Here is a 17,827-nt window from a genome sequence, read left to right on the forward strand (position 1 = left end):
TTACGGTGTTTAATTATAGCAAGAAAAAAGGTTCATGGCAATGATTTTCACTTAAATCATCATACCATGAAACCTTTTTTCCGAAAAGTATACGAAACTTTATAAATTTCGAATCACTTCTTCTCTTTAAACTGTGTCAGCATGTCCATATAGACTTCCAGCATCTGTTTCTTCGATTCTGAACACTTCCGGTATTGCGAGATCAGCATTCTTTCCCTGTGGTTCAGTCCTGTCCTCACCGCTCTGTCCTCATCCTCCACCATCAACTCCAGTATCGAAATATCTAATGCATTGCAAATTTTATAAACTGTATACAAATATGGTCTGGTTTTTCCCGACATCAACGCATGCAGCGTAGATGTAGAAATATCAGCTTCTCTCGCCAATGCATAATAAGAAACTGAGTTTCTCTCACAATGCTCCTGAATATGCCGAATCAGTTCACTGCATCTCTGATCAGGGTTGTATCGTTTCGTTTTCACTATGTCATTAATTGTACTGTCTGCTGTTCTTTTCTTCATTCGTAACTCTTCTCCCCATCGTATTATTTGACAGGCTAAAAACCTCTCTATAATAAATACGTAAAAAATCGAGAAAAATCACTCTGGGGAGGGGAAGTTTTTTATTTTTTGTTTAATTATCTTATCATACCATTCTTCTTTTTCTTTCCCTGTAAGATCAGCAAATTTTACATTATATTTGCTTGAATCGGAATCATCACAATTATTGTGCCATACATTCATTGTATTTACCATATAAAAAAAACAGTCTCGATTGTCTTATTTGCTGTCCTTAATTTAGCTCTTCTTTTAATACTTCCGTGCAATCTAAAACATATTCATTATTCAGATATCTCACTCGTATTTTTTCGCCAACATTCTTTTTTAAATACTTTTTGCTTAATATCTTTTTCTCAACCAGTTCGTTGTCTTCATTCTTATATTTGCAGTTATATATTTTGTAACCCATAACTTCAAGAACTACATTCACACAAAAATAATTATGTTTGATGCAGAGCCAGCCAAATATAATAAAAAACACCAAAAATAAAACAGCTCCCTGATGATTTGTAAAATCAAATGCAAACATCGGAAAAATAAAAGACATTAAAAACTCTGCCACAAGGAACTTTTCTTCCTGTACTTCTTCCAGACATATACATTTCACATTATCACTGTTTTTAGAATTCAATTTATTTCTCATTCGCCGCACTGCAATAACCATGAAAAACAGAATCAGCACAATACTGATATATTCTGTTACCAAATATTTGTCATTGTCACATATGCTGAAAATATCTGTCAAAAATACCAAAATCCAAAGTGGTGCAAATGAAAGATAATACATGCTCATCTGAAATATCATCACAGCCCCCGTATCACTGCCAGCTCTTGGCCGCAGCCACTTCCACTGGTAAATCATTCAATGGATCCAGCATCGCCTTATTGCAGAGAAATTTTACCAGTCGTGTAGCTGTTTTCTCATCGTTTGTATCGATGTTGCTGCCACTTAATTTAAGATTAAACATCTTCGCCAGTTTTTTCCTTTTACTTACATTTTTCATAGCCTCAAGCCGAGACTGATTATATGCCACAAATCTTCTTGGATTTTGACCAGATGTTGCAATTTTCTGAAATACTGCCTCATCAGTTAGAAAGCCACATTCTATAATTTCATTTACTTTATTATTACAAACTGCTTTGTACGCTCTTTCCATCGCAAATAAGTTTTCACCTGCAAGCGTGAGCATGTATATTGTATCTTTCAAGATAACTACATCTATAGATTTTTTTAAATTTAATATAGGCTCATCAATTTCCCTGAACGCGTTCCTTTCAATCTTAAACCAAAATTTATTTTTCATATTCATCATTGGCGATTGCATCGAAATAAACTTTATCGGAACAGTCTCAGAGCCAAGCTCTACTTCTCCAAGAAGCATATACGCATTGAATTTTGTATCGTTAATTCGCCCCTCTGTATCAGGATTTGCAAGTTCCTTACGCAATTGTCCATACGCTTCCGAAATCAGTGCGTTTTCTCCCTCAAGTTTGTAAATCACATTTCCTACAATATCCCCTGTATACTCATCCACGCTGGCATATTTGCCATCTTCTATTGCTTTTGAATATTTATCTGCTAATTCATGTGCAAACGAACCAATTTTTCCTGGCGGTGTCAACTCACACTCTCTGGTATAATTGGTACCCTATCCCTCAACCATTACCCGGCACTCTTTCTTATAGCATGCAATTCCATATCTGATAATAGTCCGCATACCATCTTCCTGCAATCTGGCTGTATATTGTTTTTCTTCAATTTGTTTTATTGCTTTTGTGCAGGCAGTATCCATGTCACCATTTTCTGCATATTTCACTTCAATGACAATTCCGATTCGCTTTGACGGTGCTTCGATCAGAATATCACTATACCCATTTCCTGATTCTGCATTGGATTTTATAAGCCAGTCATTTCTATACCCCAAAAGGCCAAGTAAAATACCATGATAAAAGTTTTCTTTTTTTGACTCAAAAACAGCCGTATCGCGAATACTGATTGTATTCCACAAATATTCCCCCAGCAGTTCTTCAATCAGCTCTGCATCTTTCTTCAGAAAAGCCTCACAAAGATTGTCCAGCTTCCGACGATCATTCCCCACTGATTCTTTAAACCATTCACGAATCTGTCTGATAAAAAGATTCCTGATTTCCCGATTTGGAATAGCCAGATGAAATCTGCCGTTTTCAATTTCACCACGCTGCGTCAGGTATCCGGTTGTAAAAAGGACACTCCAAAGATTTTCAATATTGGCATCCAGTTCATTGTATGTCAGCTCCGGATGGATTTCCTTAATAATCTCCCTGCCTTCAATCAACTGTTCAATCTCACTACGCGTCTGCAAATTCGCCTTATCAATAAACCGTCGTACAATCGCATTTCCACTCGTATTCGACCAATAATCTTCCGGCTGTGCATTTGGATCTGAACACAATTTGTCACAATAGCTAATCACATCCCATGGACAATATATGTCTACCTTTCCAAACTGATATCCATCATACCAGGATCTGACAGCATCATACTTCTGCATCAGTCCATAGTATTCCAGAATCCCCCGTACATCTGCATCCGTAAAACCAAAATATTCATCAAATCTGACATCCGTAATCGTCAATACTTTAAAGTTATTCAAACCGGTAAATATACTTTCTTTCGAAACTCTGAGGCATCCCGTCAGAACAGCAAAATATAAATTAGGATTTGTTTTTAATACATTTCCAAACAGATTACGGACAAGTGATACCATTTCATCATAGTATCCGTATTGAAAAGCTTTATCCAACGGCACATCATATTCGTCAATCAGCAGAATCACCTGTCTGCCATAATGTTTCGCCAATAATGCAGACAGATTCAGAAGGCTCTGCTGTAAAATCCCCTCCGACATTGCATAAACGTCAAGATTCTTCTCGTCTATTCTGATAATCTGCCTGTACAGCTCTTTTTCCTTCTGTGACAATATCTTGCTGTCTTCCAGAAACTGAAAACGCATTGCTTCAGTACCAATGATTCCCTTCAATGCGGTACATGCCGCTTCAAATGTTCGCCCATCTACGCCTTTCATACTGATTGAAATTACCGGAAACTGCCCCATATATTGCTCACAAAGTTTCACATTGTGTGATATTTTCAATCCTTCGAATATTGACGGATCACAGCCTCTTTCAAAAAAAGTCTTGAGCATACTCATGTTCAGAGACTTTCCAAAACGACGCGGACGGGTAAACAGATTCACTTTTCCCCAATTATTAAGAAGTTCCTCTATTAATCCCGTTTTATCAATATAGTAAAAATTTTCCCGGATTAATTCATCAAAAAATTCTATTCCCACCGGAAGTCTCTTCTTAGCACCCATCACACATACCTCACAATCAAAAAAAGATTTCACGATATCAATGCTGATAAAATAATGATACCATGAAACCTTTTTTCCGTAAAGAAAATCTACCTGCAGCTGTCCATCGAAAACTCATTTCTTATTTCATTGCACTTAACTTTCTCCCATTGTAAAATCACTCAATTCCAAATATGTCGGTCTGAAAAAATGTCGGCAACGTGCTCCCAAAATATCCGGTACAATCGTTCTCATCATTCGATCACCATGTAACTTCTTAGAATAGTACAAATTTCTGGAAGCTGAGATTTTTTCAGCATATGTATGATTAGCACTATTTTCAAGCAGGTACTTCTTAATATCCTCCAAAATAACCCGAATAATCTGGTCACTTAGTTTTAGATATTCATCCCCAAAATAGCCATACATTTCAATATCATCCGCATACTCCTTTAAGACTTCGCGATCAAGGTACTGCTTTAATTGATGTGTAAAAAATTGTCGTTCCGAATACTCCAGATCATTTATAGAATTACTTTCATATAAGGCTTTAAATCCATTATCCCAGTCTGCCACAAACCAGGCTTCTGCTTCAGGTGAAGCAAATAGAAAAAACACCTTCATTTCCTTGTTTTCCAGAATGTCACGAACCCGATCCACAATCTCCTTTTTATACAAATCGATTTTTTTATCCGTCCAATTGTGAAATTTTCCGTCTAAATCATCTTCAATCAGAACCGCCCGACAGCAATTTATTTCATCTTTATGTTTATCAAGAATTTCATATACCTTTTTCAGAAGATTTTCTCCAGTCAATCCACTTATCTCTTTATCAATACTTTTAGGAAAACCTTTCTTTTTAATTGTCTTATTTGGCAGGTACTGCTTGTACTCAAACTCATCATTAACTTTGCGCAAGAAAAACTGCATTGCACCTGCCTCGGTATATCCACATGTCAAAAAACAGGCAATTCGATTGTTTACCACGGCCACCCTCCTAAAGCAGGATCATTCGTTCTATACAGGTCTCCCAGTTCCCATTCACCTAATTCATCTGCAATATCGGCATATGTAATCTTTTTAATTGTGCCATTATTGTCAAATACAAATACTGCAACATTTTCATATTTAAACTCCTCTGTAAATACATCCAGGAAATCTGGTGAATGTGTACTGATAAAACATTGTTCATAGTTTTCAGATGTCTGAATCCAGTTTCCTATTACCTTCTGCCATGCCGGATGCAGATTATTCTCCGGTTCATCAATCGCAAGCATTGATTTCTTCGTTTCCATCGGCATATTGATCAACATATTAAGAATCAGGCCCTTTAAAGTACCTTCCGAAATATCTGACAAATCATATTGCTCATCACCATATACCAATTTAAAAATCAAATTATCATAATTTGTAACTGTATCTACCATCTGCAGATTTGGAATAAGTTCTTTCATAAAAGATTCAAATCTGGACTTCCACATAATATCTGCGGATTTGTAATGATTAAACACATTTGTAAAATTTGCTCCATCATAACTTAATATACTGTCAAGATTTTTCACACTGACCGGGGCTCGCATTTTTCCTGTATTAAATTTAGAAGTCGCATAAACGCTGTATTGAGAAAAGTACTCCTGAATCTGATATAACAGTCTCTGGATTTGTCCTCTTACTAATGTATTACCATAAATTCTGGCATTATTTAACAGAATATCTTTGAACTGGCAAATAAGAGATTCTTTGCTATCAAGATTAAATCTTAATCTTGTATTACGTTTGCCTTTTTCAACAGCACTTGAGAATACACCCTTTCCGAGTGTTCTATCATGACATCGAAAATAATTAAACGCCTGCGAATATTTTTCATTTTTAGCAGCAGAGTTAAGCTCTTCCAGAACAATATTACAATTCTCTATATTATTTCCAACCGTACAGGCAAATACATATTCAACCGGCTCTCCATTTAAATCAAGCTTCCATGAAAATCTGATTTCTTTATCATCGGTTGCTTTATTGTTCAACATATGCCCCCAGCCATTTCTGGCTACTGCATTTAAAAAAGATGATCTTAAGTTCCCCTCATCAGCCCGATCAAGCATTTCAGCCAAAAAAGTAAATGCTCTGATAAAATTAGTCTTACCTGAGTTATTTGGTCCTATAAGAATATTTATTTTTTCAAACGATAAGTTCTCCGCTGTAATATTTCTAAAATTCTTGCAGGAAAAATTCTGTATCATGATTTCACTCCGTTTCGCATATTTCCAATCTAATAAGTCTCATTATATCATATTTTATATTATATATCTGTCGAAATTTCTGTGATTTCTCATAGAACTTATATTGCACCCGCACCACCTGACAGACAGTTTCCTTTGGTGCTATGAAGACATTCTTCAATTCTTACCGCATTTTTTAGATCTCGCGTCACCCACACCTGATCATATATTTCAAGTTGTGAGATAATCTTTCCTACTTCGTAAGAAAACTCCATTTCATTCATGTCATTCGGGCTGCCCATAACTCGATAAATCTGTTGCAGTCTGCTCAATATCTGGTCGGCATTTAAATCCAGTGGTACGTAAATACGGACATTATCATCAGCTAAAATGCCTCCATCAGAATGAATTTTCCCAGTGAGCGCCTTTTGATGTTGTTTTTCCGTCTCGTAACCAAAAGCAGCATCTGCAATTGAAAGATCATTGATATAAAGAACTTTCTCCGGAATTGGGTGGATGTCTAAATCGTGATGCATAATGAATTCCTCCACAATTTCCATGTTCATCTTTTCTTTATCCCTTCCGCAACCACCTCTGCCAATACCCCCAGCGCACACCCAAGTGTATTACAGATTACATCGTCCGTCTCTGCCCTTCCCAGTGTAAATACGTACTGAATACTCTCCACACTAACACTCACCAGAAATCCAATCCATATACAAAGCAGCCATTTCCGGCGTTTGTTCTTTATATGATCAAATACATACGGCAGGGTCAGGCCAAATGGAAGGAACAGAACTACATTCATCACCATTGTGCGGATTGCTTCCTCATTATCTTCCATTGTCATCAGTTCATCGAACGGAATCAGCTGTAGCTCCCTTGTCCCCGGGTTTCTTCCCCACAAGGTAAACTTAATAATCAATCCAATGGCAACAATGCACAAAAAGGCATTCGCATATTTCCATATCCTGTACTGTTCAATCTTTTCGGTGTTAAATACAATTTCCAGACATATCCATAAAAGAATGCCTGAAATAATCAAATTAAATACTTCCCTCATCGGCAATGTATAAAACGTCATGCCTCAATTTCCCTCTTTCTGTGCAACACTCACAGTATTTTTCATCAAGTCACCCGCCTTTTCCCTAAAAAAAACATCCAGATCAAAACCGGCAAAGCAAGATTATAAACGAACATATATCTGGCTTCAAAGAAAATCGGAGTAGATTCAATCAATACAATACCTAAAAACAAGAATATTCAATTCATTATTAATATTCTACCTATTTTTAATCCTTCTGGCCATCGGCTCCAACACCATATTTAATAAATATGAACACGCAATACAAATCCCCAACATCAATCCTAATATAATTATCGGATATCGTCCTACATAAACTAAATTCTTAAAAATATAAAGATAAAAGAACATATGTATTAGCCAAATATTTGTAGAGTGTTTTCCTATCAGCATAAAAAACGTTTCTACACATTTAGGTTTATTCCATGTCAGGAACAATACTATAATAAGTATTCCTGTAAATGGTGCAACAAACAAACTCGGAACAATCAAAGTATGTCCTATAAGTATTCCTACTAATAAAACAATCCCAATAAATATGCGTTGCCATTTTTTCAGCTTTCCTATGACTTTGTTTATTTTTTCCATCCAATTATATTTCAAGAAATATATGCCTATGCAAAATTCAAATAACGTCATTCCAAATGTGCCGTACTTAATCAGCCCCCAATTTGTGGTCGGCATATAAAATCTTACATAATATGCAGAGGCGTATACTAATAATAAGCCAGCCCCACTGATCCACATCGGAAATCTATCACAGCATTTAAATATAAGCGGTGATATCACAACTAACACCATATAAATAAATATGTACCACCATGCTCCATTATAAGTTGTATTAACAGCAAAAAAATTACCTGCGAATTCACCAATAGATCCTGGTATATTTTCACCATTACCTGCTAAAACACTTATAATAGTAAACGCAAATAATACAACCCAATAATTTATTAATAAAACAAGCAAACCTTTACCACGTCTTTTTACATATGTACTTATATCTGATTCCTGAAATTGCTTATATAAAGCATATCCTGAACAAAAAGCAAACCCCATTACGCAAAAATCGCTCAACTGTGCAATGTAAAAAATCAACGGTTTTCCTGCCAGAAAAAGCACTGGTACATATAAGCCAGAATAATCTAATCTATCAAACAAATGTAATATTATCATTGCCAGAACGGATAACCCATGTATCATTCTCGTATCAGCATACGTCAGCTTTGTTTGTTTGTTTGTTTGTTTGTTTGTTTGTTTGTTTGTTTGTTTGTTTGTTTGTTTGTTTGTTTGTTTGTTTGTCAATATTGTACTTTTCATAATTCAACTTTACAACGCTCCTTTTTCTACATGATTTAAGACACCCTACAAAACTATAATTGCCCACTCACTTTCTGTCACTTACTTTTAATCTGAATAATTCAAAATTTCCGTTAAAAACTTATAAAAAGTAAACTCTTCATTCTGATAAGAAACCTATTTTACATATTCCAAATTAGGCATTAATTTTTTAACATATTCAGGAGATGCATTCTCTTATAAATAATCAAATGTCCAATTTGAAAAAACAATGTGTGCATTATACTGCCCAACATTTTTAAAAACATCTATAGGTTGAAGGCATTCAACTCTCTACCAACACAATCGCAAACTAAGCATTTCTCGCATCATCGGACAGACAGCTTCCCGTCTGCCGAATTTGCAGTGTTATCGCCCAAAAATAATCATTTAAATTTTAATATGTACTTTTCAATATAATTTGTGATGAAATGCATACACATAGCCACGACAATTGTCACACCTACTACTATAAGTGATGAAATAATCCAATTACCATTTATATTCATTAACGATACTGGCCCTACAATAAACATATAATGATATAAATATATCTCAAAACTGATTTTACAAATCCATTTAAGTAACTTATTACCATTATTTTGGGGAAAAATCACTGCGAACACTGCCAGCATACTACCCGCTGCTATATATTGCGTATAACCAACAATAATACAATTATAGAATCTTGTATTGTCCCAGAGAATTCGACCTCCAAACCTTATTGCAAATGCACATAAGATTATTAATACATATAAAATAAAATATTTATTTTTAAATTGAAATCCATCTTTTAACTTTGTTCCAAACCAATATGCTATTACATAGAAACATACATATGCTCCAATTGTATGACATGTTACCCACGGAATATATGCCAATAGTATTGGTAAAAACAGGCTTATAATAAGTACCAGCAACTTCCATTCATTTCTTATTTTCACATTACAAAATATCTTTGATAATATCGGTGTTATTAAATAACAAATTAATAATGCTGTAAGAAACCATGTATGATCCGCACCTAATACACCTACCTGAGCACCCTGCACTCCAATAACACATGAAATCCAATTACCAAACTGCAGATGTCTACCTGTTATCAGATATACCACCGCTAAAAATATTAAAAAAGTTTCATACGGAATATAAATACGGCAAGACCTTTTTTTATACCATTTTGTAGTATTCTTAATTGCTCCCTGCAGACCAAAACATATGCCAGAAATAATGATGAAAATATTTACACCTATATTAAATAATTGTGCTGTCATTTGTACATAAACATTAGAATTTTCTACCACTAAATGACACAACAATATGCAGATTACTGCAAAGGCTCTATAATATGAAAGATACTCTGTCTGTCTGTCTGTCTGTCTGTCTGTCTGTCTGTCTGTCTGTTAAAATTATATTTAACTGTCTGCACTTCGTCTACCTCTATTCCCTATTAATACTCTATTTTTTATGACATTTTAGATAATTTCCTGCTTCCTTAATAAAGCTAGCTGTTATCATTACAATAACAATTCCAATTGGAAAAGCTGCAATAATACTCACAGACTGGAGATTACTCATCGAGCTTTCCGAAAAGACTAGCGCAATAGGCAAAACAATAAGTAAAATGCACCACAGCAATTCTACTCCACGGTGAGGCTGTTCATTTTCTTCTAAACTGTAATAACTATAGCACGATGCAGTATATGCTATCGAATCAAATGATGTCGCATAAAAGGCAATCATAGTAATTAAAATAATCACCAACACCAACGGTGCGCAAGGCAATGTTTGAATTATTTTAATGATCATATCATAGAGATCGCCTGACTTATTATATTCAGCTATAAAGTCCATCGCCCCTGATGTCTGAAGCCCCAGCGAATAATCTCCTAATACAATGAAACTGACAACTGTAGAACCAACTCCAAATACATATCCTCCCAGAATTGTCTGTCTTACGTATACGGTAAACTATCCGTACTGCTATAACTTTAAGCCGCCGTTTCCGGCGGCAAGGTTTTAAATATTAGTTGCTTTTGTTTTGCTCCGGCATATTGCTGGAAGTTTTTCAGACCATGGCAGGATATCATCTATAAAACTGTATTCCCTGTCATCCTGGTGGTCCTTCAATACAGTCAGGACATGTTCAAGATACCGGAAAGGATTCAGATTGTTAGCTTTTGCCGTTTCTGTGATGCTGTAGATAATGGCACTGGCATTTGCGCCATCCAGACTGTCGATCAGCTTCCATGTATGCTTATGGAGACAAAAGCTACGCAGAGCACTTTCTGTCGCATTGTTATCCATAGGAATATCACCGTCTTCCAGAAAAGCTTTCAGAGAAACTTCCTGATTGATACAGTAGTTGATCCCATCCAGAGTCTTTCCTCTGGAAAGCTGATTTTTAGTCTGGATCTCTTTTGCCCATGAAAAGAAGGCCTCTACAAGAGGTCTGATATTGGCCTGACGGTACATCTTTCTGACTTTTGCAGGCTGTCCCTCCATCTGGTTGTCCAGATGATAGATTGCTGCGATCCGGCTGACTGTTTCGTAAGCGCTTAAATTTTTCACTCTATTGTTGTCTTATTTTTTGAATTATCCTATTTCTTGCTGATTTATCTAACACTATAAGAAAGTTAATAGCCAGTCCCAACACACCAAAGACTATGGCAATAACAATCAGCCTTAACCATGTGTCGCAAACAACAATCTGCTTCAATCCAAATCCTACAATGCATAAAGCCATTGTACTTATAAAGGATTTTGCAATAACAGGATAAAATGTTGTTATTTTCACTCCTACATATTTTGTAGCATTTGGCACAATATAAACCAACATTCTGATTGTTTCTACCACGCTGCTTACCCCAGCAACTGCATAAATGCCTAAGCTTGTCGTTTTTACAAGCACCAATGTTAAAACAGTATTTGTAATACCTGTTATTAATACACTCAATGCACTTTCTTTCACGTGTAAAGTAACTGTAAATATCGTACCAATAGAGTTACATCCCGCACACAATATAAAACCTGCACAAGTCAAAATAGACAATATCTGTAACTTCTCTGAGTCCAATGTTGGTTGCCATAAACCATAAAATTCACTTCCAAAAACAATAAGATACGCTAACGGAATTGTAACAATTGCGCCAATTATCATACAAGATTGATTCACTACATCCACTAATCCTTTGGTATCATTTTTAGCATAGCATATCGTTATTTCAGGAAAGAAAACACTTGCCATCGTCTGCCCTATTCCCGATATCATACTCGGAACACTTTTTGCAACTGACAGAATTCCCATCTCCGTTACATTGATAAGCAGATTTGTAATAAGTAAATCAAAACTTGATAATAACATTTCCCCTAGAGATGAAAGCGAACTCCAGACTCCCTGCGACAACAATTCTTTTATCGAATTCCACGAAAAATTTTTCTTACGCACTCTTAATTCTGGAACTAACCTACATTTATATATGTAATTATAAACTATTAAAATAATACCAGACACTATTGTTCCTATTCCCAAAAAGAACACTCTTGGACGGAGTAGTGTAAATAGCATAACTAATAATATCGCCCGAATCACATTACACTGTATATCTCGAATCGACTGCAAATATACTTTATTCTTAATATAAGGTGCACTAGAAAACACTGCGGCTACTGTATTAAAAGAAAAATTGCAAAAAACCAAAAAGAATAATATTTTTGTATCAAATATCAAGTTTTCAGGTATATTAATAAGATTTTCCAATCTAAAAATACATGCTAATCCTATAATAAAACTTACGACTCCAATGATTAAATCGCCAAAAAATAACGAGGAATAGTATCTATTAACTTTATCTATTTCACCTCTATGATACGAAACAATGATATAACGACTTCCAACAGCATTTAAAGCCGTCTTCACCAAAGTTGCATAACTGATAAAATTATTTGCCAATGTAATAAATCCGTTCGCTTCTGCCCCCAATTTCTGAACTATATATGGAGACAGAAAGAAACTAATACCTAAAGTTACTGCAAATGATATTAAATTTGCAACTAGATTAATCATCATTTGGACACTTCTAGATTCATCCAACTGTCTTAAAAATTTAATATTTTTCTTCATAATATATTCATTTTCCTTTTAAAGTATAATCCAGTATAATATCAACAAAATTTTTTGTTTTTGTAAAATATATGGATTTCTTAAAAATTCTCCTATCAGTAAAGAGTACGTTTTCTTTACATCTTTATATCGTGAATCTTTTTTGCTCCGCTCTTCTTCCATTTTTTTAGCACATCAATTAGTACAAAACTGTATGTAGTATCACACCATAAAAGGGCTTCCTGAAGATTATTTTTTTATAAAATTTTCGATTATCCTGATGAGCATATATACAATCCAGCATCTGCCAAGATTGATATGTTTTTATAATGCTATTCATATTCTGCTGATAATAATAGTATCCAGTTTTATTACTGATAAGAATCTTTTTTGCTTCCGCTGATTGTCAAGGTAGTTGTCAGTAAAAATATATATTTTTTTGTTCTTGCAGGTTATCAGGGTTATATACAGGTATATGATCTTTTCCTTTATCTTAAAATTTCGCTTCAAATACGTTAGTAACCCCAAAATTTACTACTTTATTTCTATAAATACTTCTCTCAATACATATTTTTAATAAAAACAAATTTTTTAGATAATAATGTTAGTGCTACGCCAGAAAGAAAGCTCAATATTATTGTTGTTATAAATAATAAAATAGGTATCATTTGCCATTCCATTTTTTTCAAAAGTGTTATCCACAAAGGATGAATGCAGTAAATAACTGTACTTAAATTTCTAAACCATTTATATTGGTTACCAGATAATTTCATTTCATAGAAAACTTGAAATATTAAAACAGTTACACACACAGTAAATATAATATAATTCAATGATGTTATATTAAATCTATGAAGGAGAACTCTTGCTTCTAAGTACAATCCAATTATCGAAAAAAACAACCAGACTTTTTTGCTCTTATGCTGAAATACTTGAAAACAGCCCCCCCCATATCATAAATGGAATTCCTATAAAAATCGTAGATGATAATGCTCCTGGAAAAATATTTATCCCTGAAATCAATGATATAATTTTCAATTCAGGACACACTGAGTTCCAATTGATAACTAAATGTACCAAATACAGTCCACTTCCAATAATTAAAAGTTTTTTCTTATTAATCTTAAGTGATAAATAATATATAATCGGAATCCCATAAATCAAAGCCAGCATATACCAAAAATGATAATAAGAACCATATATAAAAAAACTAATTCCAAAAGCAATTAAAAAGTGTATAAACGAAATCTCTTTAACAGACATCCATTGTAATAATTCAACTATAAAATAGATTATTGACCACATAATATATAGAGTAATAATTCGTATTTCACTTTTAATCAATTGTTTTCTATTTTTGTTTGAATTTTCTATTTTTCCATTATTATCATATTGCATTTTTGTAAATGTAAAATATCCAGAGCACATAAAAAAGAACGCAACTGCTATTCTACAAAAAACATCACTTGAATAATAATCTATTTCTTTTCCACATACTAATAAGGGTCGAGTATGTATCGATACAATTAATAATGCTCCTAAAAATTTAGCTATATCTAATCCACCCATTACAGACTTCTGTTTCATATTTTTTACTATTCCTTATTGTCTAATCTAGCTATTCAATAAATTATATAATTTTTCTATTTCTTCTATATTTCCTTTTTTCTCTTTCTTCAGATTGTCAACTATATGTTCTCGTAATACCGAATCTCTGCTTATGCGTTCAATCGCCTCTGCAATTGCCTTCGGTTTCATATCAACAATCAATCCATTCTCACCATCAACAAGTTGATTATATACAACATCAAAATTTGTGCTAATTACAGGTGTATTTAAAATTCTCGCTTCACCTAATGTCAAACAATATCCTTCAAATCGAGAAGTCTGAACATATATATCTGCATTGTTCATATATATGTAAGGATTATCTGTTGCACCTACTAGTATTACATTTTTTGTTAATGCATATTTAGATATCATATCTTCCAAGTTTTTTCTTTCACTGCCTTCCCCGATAAAAAACCATTGGAAATCAATACCTTTATCTCTTAAAAGCTTTGCCGCTTCCACTGCCATATCATAACCCTTTTGATATACCAACCTACCCGCAGTAACCAATATAAACTTGTTATCTATCTTTTTAAACGGATTTGAAAAATTAGCCATTTTATATATCAGCTGTGCATTATTTATATCATAAAGTGTTCTAATCTTTTCTTTCATTTCTGGAAAAGCTTCTATGATTAGTTTCGTCAGTTCATCAGAAACTGCCGCAATATATTGATACTTTAAATAATAAGGATAATCATATTCTTTATTGTGACCCGCTGCCTCATAATTCACATTAATAAAAGCAATTTTTTTATTCGCATTTACTTTTTCAGCCACATAATGTGTTGGATTTCCTTGTCCCCATGCTATAGCTACATCATATTTCTCTTTCAAATTATCAAATGCTTTCCCAGCATATTTCCAATAACATTGCGCATCATGTAAAGTTCGATGTTTAGCATTTTTTCTTAAACCAATGGATGCTTGAATATGCGTTATTAAATATTTAGGATTCTTTAATTGCTCCTTAAAAGAGTTCATCTTTAAGAATTTAGGTTGCGGCAATATATTAACTTCTTTTGGCAATAAGCTTAAAAACATTCCGTTTGGTCGAAACATCAATAAATCAACTTCGTATTGGCTATAATCAAACGTCGACAATAAGGAAGTCAAACTTTTCTCTGCCCCTCCTAATCCTAATGAATTAATCACAAATAAAATTTTCTTCTTCATTTTTACACATACTCCTGAAATTCTAGATAATGTCAAATCTTCCTCTTTTTAATTCCACAATTAGTCTATTTTTTTACTGTTTAATACTTCCATAATATAAGCTTTTGAATTAGACACTTCTTTACTTAATTGTTTTTCTACAATTTTATAGTCTATCATCTTTAACTTGCTTTTACCATTTTCTTGAATTAAACATTCTGATATTCCTAATTGCGAAACTAAATCCTGCATCCTTGTATTAATCGATTCCTTTCGAGTGAATACAACAAATTGTTTTTGAAAAATAATAGAAAAAGCCGTCGCATGAAATGAATTTGAAACTACAAATTCAGCATGCTGAATTAACCACAAAAATACCCTCGGTCCTTCTTTCTCAAAGCTTCTATCACACCTATCATTCTTTAAAAATGAATATAACTTCCACCCATTTTCTTTAGCTAACTCACGCGCAAATTGAACAAGTTCTATATTATTATCAAAATCATATATCAAAATATATGATTCCGAAACGCTAACTTCTTTTTCAATTGTTTCCCATTCCTCCACATTTAATAAAAAGACTGGATCAAGAACTTGAACAACATCTTTAGAAGTTAAATTCTTTGCAATCTTTACTCCCGAAGACTCCCGCACCGAGATAAAATCTAAATTATTTAACCAATATTTTATCTTCGGCTTCCATTCTTCTAAAACATCTTCTGTAGCAAAACTTGCAGCATACGATGCTTTTATTGCAGACATTGGAACAAAATCCAAATAAAAAGCTGGATCTTTTCCATTATTGAAAAATGTATTCCAAATTTGATCACTCCCAGCAAAAAAAATATCTGCTTCTGGTAAATTTCTTTTTAAGTCTTCGTTAGAATGGTATTGTTTAGAAGTTACTGACAGGTACTCTTTCGTAAATCTGTCGAATTCTTTCTTTCTCTGTCCATATTTTCTTTTTACGCGACCCGGAAACTTAGCAAGTTGATACAGTTCACGTAACACTGGTTTATCATATATTGGATTTCCTATACCTAATAGTTTATGTGAAACCAGATACTCTGGTTTATAATCTATAATTTCTACATCATGCCCTAATGATTTCAAGTATTCTTGTAACGCATATGCCTGCAAACTTGCACCAACATTATATACATCATGGCATGTAATTGTTTTTATTTTCATTCCAATTTCCTTCTATACATTATCTTTAATTATATGATATATCTTCTCTATTTCCTTCGAATTTGTATAATCTCTTGTTGCCATATTATTCTTTAACACTTCTCGCAACTCATCATTCTTAATTACCTCTGCAATATGATCTGCACATCCCTCATTATCCATCGGAACAATAATTCCATCTACACCATCTTCCAACTGGCTTCCTGATGTTACATAATTTGTAATAATAACTGGCTTTCCTAACAGCTGCGCTTCACGAACAGCTACACATTTCCCCTCATATCTGGATGGTTGCACATATATATCACACATTCTGATATAAGGATATGGATTTTCTTTTTTGCCAAGTATTATCACATAATCCTGCATTTCCGCTTCTGTAATTTTCTTTCGAATCAAGGCTTCTTCTCCACCATAACCTATTAAATACCATTTAACTTTAATACTCTTTTCAATGATGTGTTTACAAATCTCTGGTACATTATCAAAATTTTTGGCATTTGTAAAACGCCCAATAGAAAGCAAATTAATATAATCTGATTCAAAAACTTCCGAAACATTCTCTTTTGCCTGTTTTTCTGTTAATGCGTTTGGAAGGATGTTTTCAATAACAATGATTTTATCCTTCAGTGCAGGAAACGTCTTTAAAAAACTTCTTGTTACATCATCTGAGATAGATACAATATAATCATATTCCTCCCACATTTTAAGTTCTGATTGTGTATCTACTTGAACTACCGAATAATCCGTATGTATCCATGCCATTTTACATTTAGCGTTTACTTTCTCAGTTACAAAATAATGTGGAGTTAGAAAGCTAATTGCAAGATCATATTGTGTATCTGGCTGAATAGCCGGCATAAATCTTTTTGTGTATTTATGACTATATTCAATAGCAACACTGCTTTGTGTATATTGATTCTTTTTATCAAACACCTTTGCCTTATACTTTCCAACTAATCTTGCCAGTGTTAAACAAAGATGCCCTTCTTTCAGCGTATCCTTCATCGGTCTCGCCAATACACTATAAGCTGGTATTTCTGGTAATACATTAATATTGTTTGGTATATATTTTAGAAGTTCGCCTTCATGACGCAATAAAAATAAATCTACCTGATATTCTTTTGTATCAATGTTTTCTAAAAGACCCAGCAATGCTTTTTCTGCTCCACCTATTTCCATTGCATGAGAGACAATCAAAATCTTCTTTTTTTCTATCTGCATTTTTATCCCTA

General features: G+C 33.7%; 16 protein-coding genes and 1 pseudogene. All 17 read right to left on the reverse strand.

Annotated features, from left to right (window positions below; genetic code table 11):
* Positions 1–113: 113 nt before the first annotated feature.
* The 17 genes and pseudogenes from DWW86_RS02655 to DWW86_RS02735 all read right to left on the reverse strand — a co-directional run bounded on the left by DWW86_RS02655 (position 114) and on the right by DWW86_RS02735 (position 17,816).
* On the reverse strand, positions 114–521 hold the full coding sequence (locus DWW86_RS02655) for a helix-turn-helix domain-containing protein (RefSeq protein ID WP_117942172.1): 408 nt from the start codon (positions 519–521) through the stop codon (positions 114–116).
* Positions 522–792: 271 nt separating this feature from the next.
* Positions 793–1,422, reverse strand: a complete 630-nt coding sequence (locus DWW86_RS17660) for a KwaA family protein (protein WP_502696631.1) — start codon at positions 1,420–1,422, stop codon at positions 793–795.
* The gene (locus DWW86_RS02665; RefSeq protein WP_117942173.1) at positions 1,379–2,182 is read right to left on the reverse strand and encodes a Kiwa anti-phage protein KwaB-like domain-containing protein; all 804 of its coding nucleotides are present in this window, start codon (positions 2,180–2,182) and stop codon (positions 1,379–1,381) included. The genes DWW86_RS17660 and DWW86_RS02665 overlap by 44 nt, the downstream gene beginning before the upstream one ends.
* A gap of 27 nt (positions 2,183–2,209) precedes the next feature.
* The gene (locus DWW86_RS02670) at positions 2,210–3,916 is read right to left on the reverse strand and encodes an AAA family ATPase (RefSeq protein WP_117942174.1); all 1,707 of its coding nucleotides are present in this window, start codon (positions 3,914–3,916) and stop codon (positions 2,210–2,212) included.
* Between the two features lie 135 nt (positions 3,917–4,051).
* Positions 4,052–4,882: a hypothetical protein gene (locus DWW86_RS02675; protein ID WP_117942175.1), complete on the reverse strand. Its 831-nt coding sequence runs from the start codon at positions 4,880–4,882 to the stop codon at positions 4,052–4,054.
* Positions 4,876–6,132 carry an AAA family ATPase gene (locus DWW86_RS02680; RefSeq protein ID WP_117942176.1) on the reverse strand — a complete coding sequence of 419 codons (1,257 nt, stop codon included), beginning with the start codon at positions 6,130–6,132 and terminating at the stop codon, positions 4,876–4,878. Before DWW86_RS02680 ends, DWW86_RS02675 begins: the two co-directional genes overlap by 7 nt.
* A gap of 98 nt (positions 6,133–6,230) precedes the next feature.
* Complete coding sequence (locus DWW86_RS17055; RefSeq protein WP_181985288.1) at positions 6,231–6,677, reverse strand: hypothetical protein; 447 nt, start codon at positions 6,675–6,677, stop codon at positions 6,231–6,233.
* On the reverse strand, positions 6,674–7,195 hold the full coding sequence (locus DWW86_RS02690; RefSeq protein WP_117942177.1) for a VanZ family protein: 522 nt from the start codon (positions 7,193–7,195) through the stop codon (positions 6,674–6,676). The genes DWW86_RS17055 and DWW86_RS02690 overlap by 4 nt, the downstream gene beginning before the upstream one ends.
* Positions 7,196–7,393: 198 nt before the next feature.
* Positions 7,394–8,515: an acyltransferase family protein gene (locus DWW86_RS02695; RefSeq protein ID WP_117942178.1), complete on the reverse strand. Its 1,122-nt coding sequence runs from the start codon at positions 8,513–8,515 to the stop codon at positions 7,394–7,396.
* A 404-nt stretch (positions 8,516–8,919) separates the two neighbouring features.
* Positions 8,920–9,879 (reverse strand): annotated as a pseudogene (locus DWW86_RS02700) (acyltransferase family protein); the annotation flags it as partial.
* Between the two features lie 112 nt (positions 9,880–9,991).
* On the reverse strand, positions 9,992–10,480 hold the full coding sequence (locus DWW86_RS02705) for a BCCT family transporter (protein WP_117942180.1): 489 nt from the start codon (positions 10,478–10,480) through the stop codon (positions 9,992–9,994).
* A gap of 72 nt (positions 10,481–10,552) precedes the next feature.
* Positions 10,553–11,104: an IS66 family transposase gene (locus DWW86_RS02710; protein WP_117942181.1), complete on the reverse strand. Its 552-nt coding sequence runs from the start codon at positions 11,102–11,104 to the stop codon at positions 10,553–10,555.
* 1 nt (position 11,105) lies between these two features.
* Positions 11,106–12,656 carry a lipopolysaccharide biosynthesis protein gene (locus DWW86_RS02715; protein ID WP_117942182.1) on the reverse strand — a complete coding sequence of 517 codons (1,551 nt, stop codon included), beginning with the start codon at positions 12,654–12,656 and terminating at the stop codon, positions 11,106–11,108.
* An 897-nt stretch (positions 12,657–13,553) separates the two neighbouring features.
* Positions 13,554–14,204, reverse strand: a complete 651-nt coding sequence (locus tag DWW86_RS02720) for an acyltransferase family protein (protein ID WP_181985289.1) — start codon at positions 14,202–14,204, stop codon at positions 13,554–13,556.
* Positions 14,205–14,249: 45 nt separating this feature from the next.
* A complete protein-coding gene (locus DWW86_RS02725) occupies positions 14,250–15,422 on the reverse strand; it encodes a glycosyltransferase (protein ID WP_117942184.1) in 1,173 nt (390 codons plus the stop codon).
* Positions 15,423–15,482: 60 nt separating this feature from the next.
* Positions 15,483–16,592: a polysaccharide pyruvyl transferase family protein gene (locus DWW86_RS02730; protein WP_117942185.1), complete on the reverse strand. Its 1,110-nt coding sequence runs from the start codon at positions 16,590–16,592 to the stop codon at positions 15,483–15,485.
* A 12-nt stretch (positions 16,593–16,604) separates the two neighbouring features.
* A complete protein-coding gene (locus DWW86_RS02735; RefSeq protein ID WP_117942186.1) occupies positions 16,605–17,816 on the reverse strand; it encodes a glycosyltransferase in 1,212 nt (403 codons plus the stop codon).
* Positions 17,817–17,827: the final 11 nt, after the last annotated feature.

The organism is Ruminococcus sp. AF17-22AC (assembly GCF_003460065.1).
GTDB lineage: Bacteria > Bacillota > Clostridia > Lachnospirales > Lachnospiraceae > Blautia_A.

Bases quoted from the DNA above. Each gene is read 5' to 3' on its own strand.
- DWW86_RS02655 (WP_117942172.1), bottom strand. From the start codon at position 521: ATGAAGAAAAGAACAGCAGACAGTACAATTAATGACATAGTGAAAACG.
- DWW86_RS17660 (WP_502696631.1), bottom strand. From the start codon at position 1,422: ATGATTTACCAGTGGAAGTGGCTGCGGCCAAGAGCTGGCAGTGATACG.
- DWW86_RS02670 (WP_117942174.1), bottom strand. From the start codon at position 3,916: ATGGGTGCTAAGAAGAGACTTCCGGTGGGAATAGAATTTTTTGATGAA.
- DWW86_RS02680 (WP_117942176.1), bottom strand. From the start codon at position 6,132: ATGATACAGAATTTTTCCTGCAAGAATTTTAGAAATATTACAGCGGAG.
- DWW86_RS17055 (WP_181985288.1), bottom strand. From the start codon at position 6,677: ATGAACATGGAAATTGTGGAGGAATTCATTATGCATCACGATTTAGAC.
- DWW86_RS02690 (WP_117942177.1), bottom strand. From the start codon at position 7,195: ATGACGTTTTATACATTGCCGATGAGGGAAGTATTTAATTTGATTATT.
- DWW86_RS02695 (WP_117942178.1), bottom strand. From the start codon at position 8,515: ATGAAAAGTACAATATTGACAAACAAACAAACAAACAAACAAACAAAC.
- DWW86_RS02715 (WP_117942182.1), bottom strand. From the start codon at position 12,656: ATGAAGAAAAATATTAAATTTTTAAGACAGTTGGATGAATCTAGAAGT.
- DWW86_RS02720 (WP_181985289.1), bottom strand. From the start codon at position 14,204: ATGGGTGGATTAGATATAGCTAAATTTTTAGGAGCATTATTAATTGTA.
- DWW86_RS02725 (WP_117942184.1), bottom strand. From the start codon at position 15,422: ATGAAGAAGAAAATTTTATTTGTGATTAATTCATTAGGATTAGGAGGG.
- DWW86_RS02730 (WP_117942185.1), bottom strand. From the start codon at position 16,592: ATGAAAATAAAAACAATTACATGCCATGATGTATATAATGTTGGTGCA.
- DWW86_RS02735 (WP_117942186.1), bottom strand. From the start codon at position 17,816: ATGCAGATAGAAAAAAAGAAGATTTTGATTGTCTCTCATGCAATGGAA.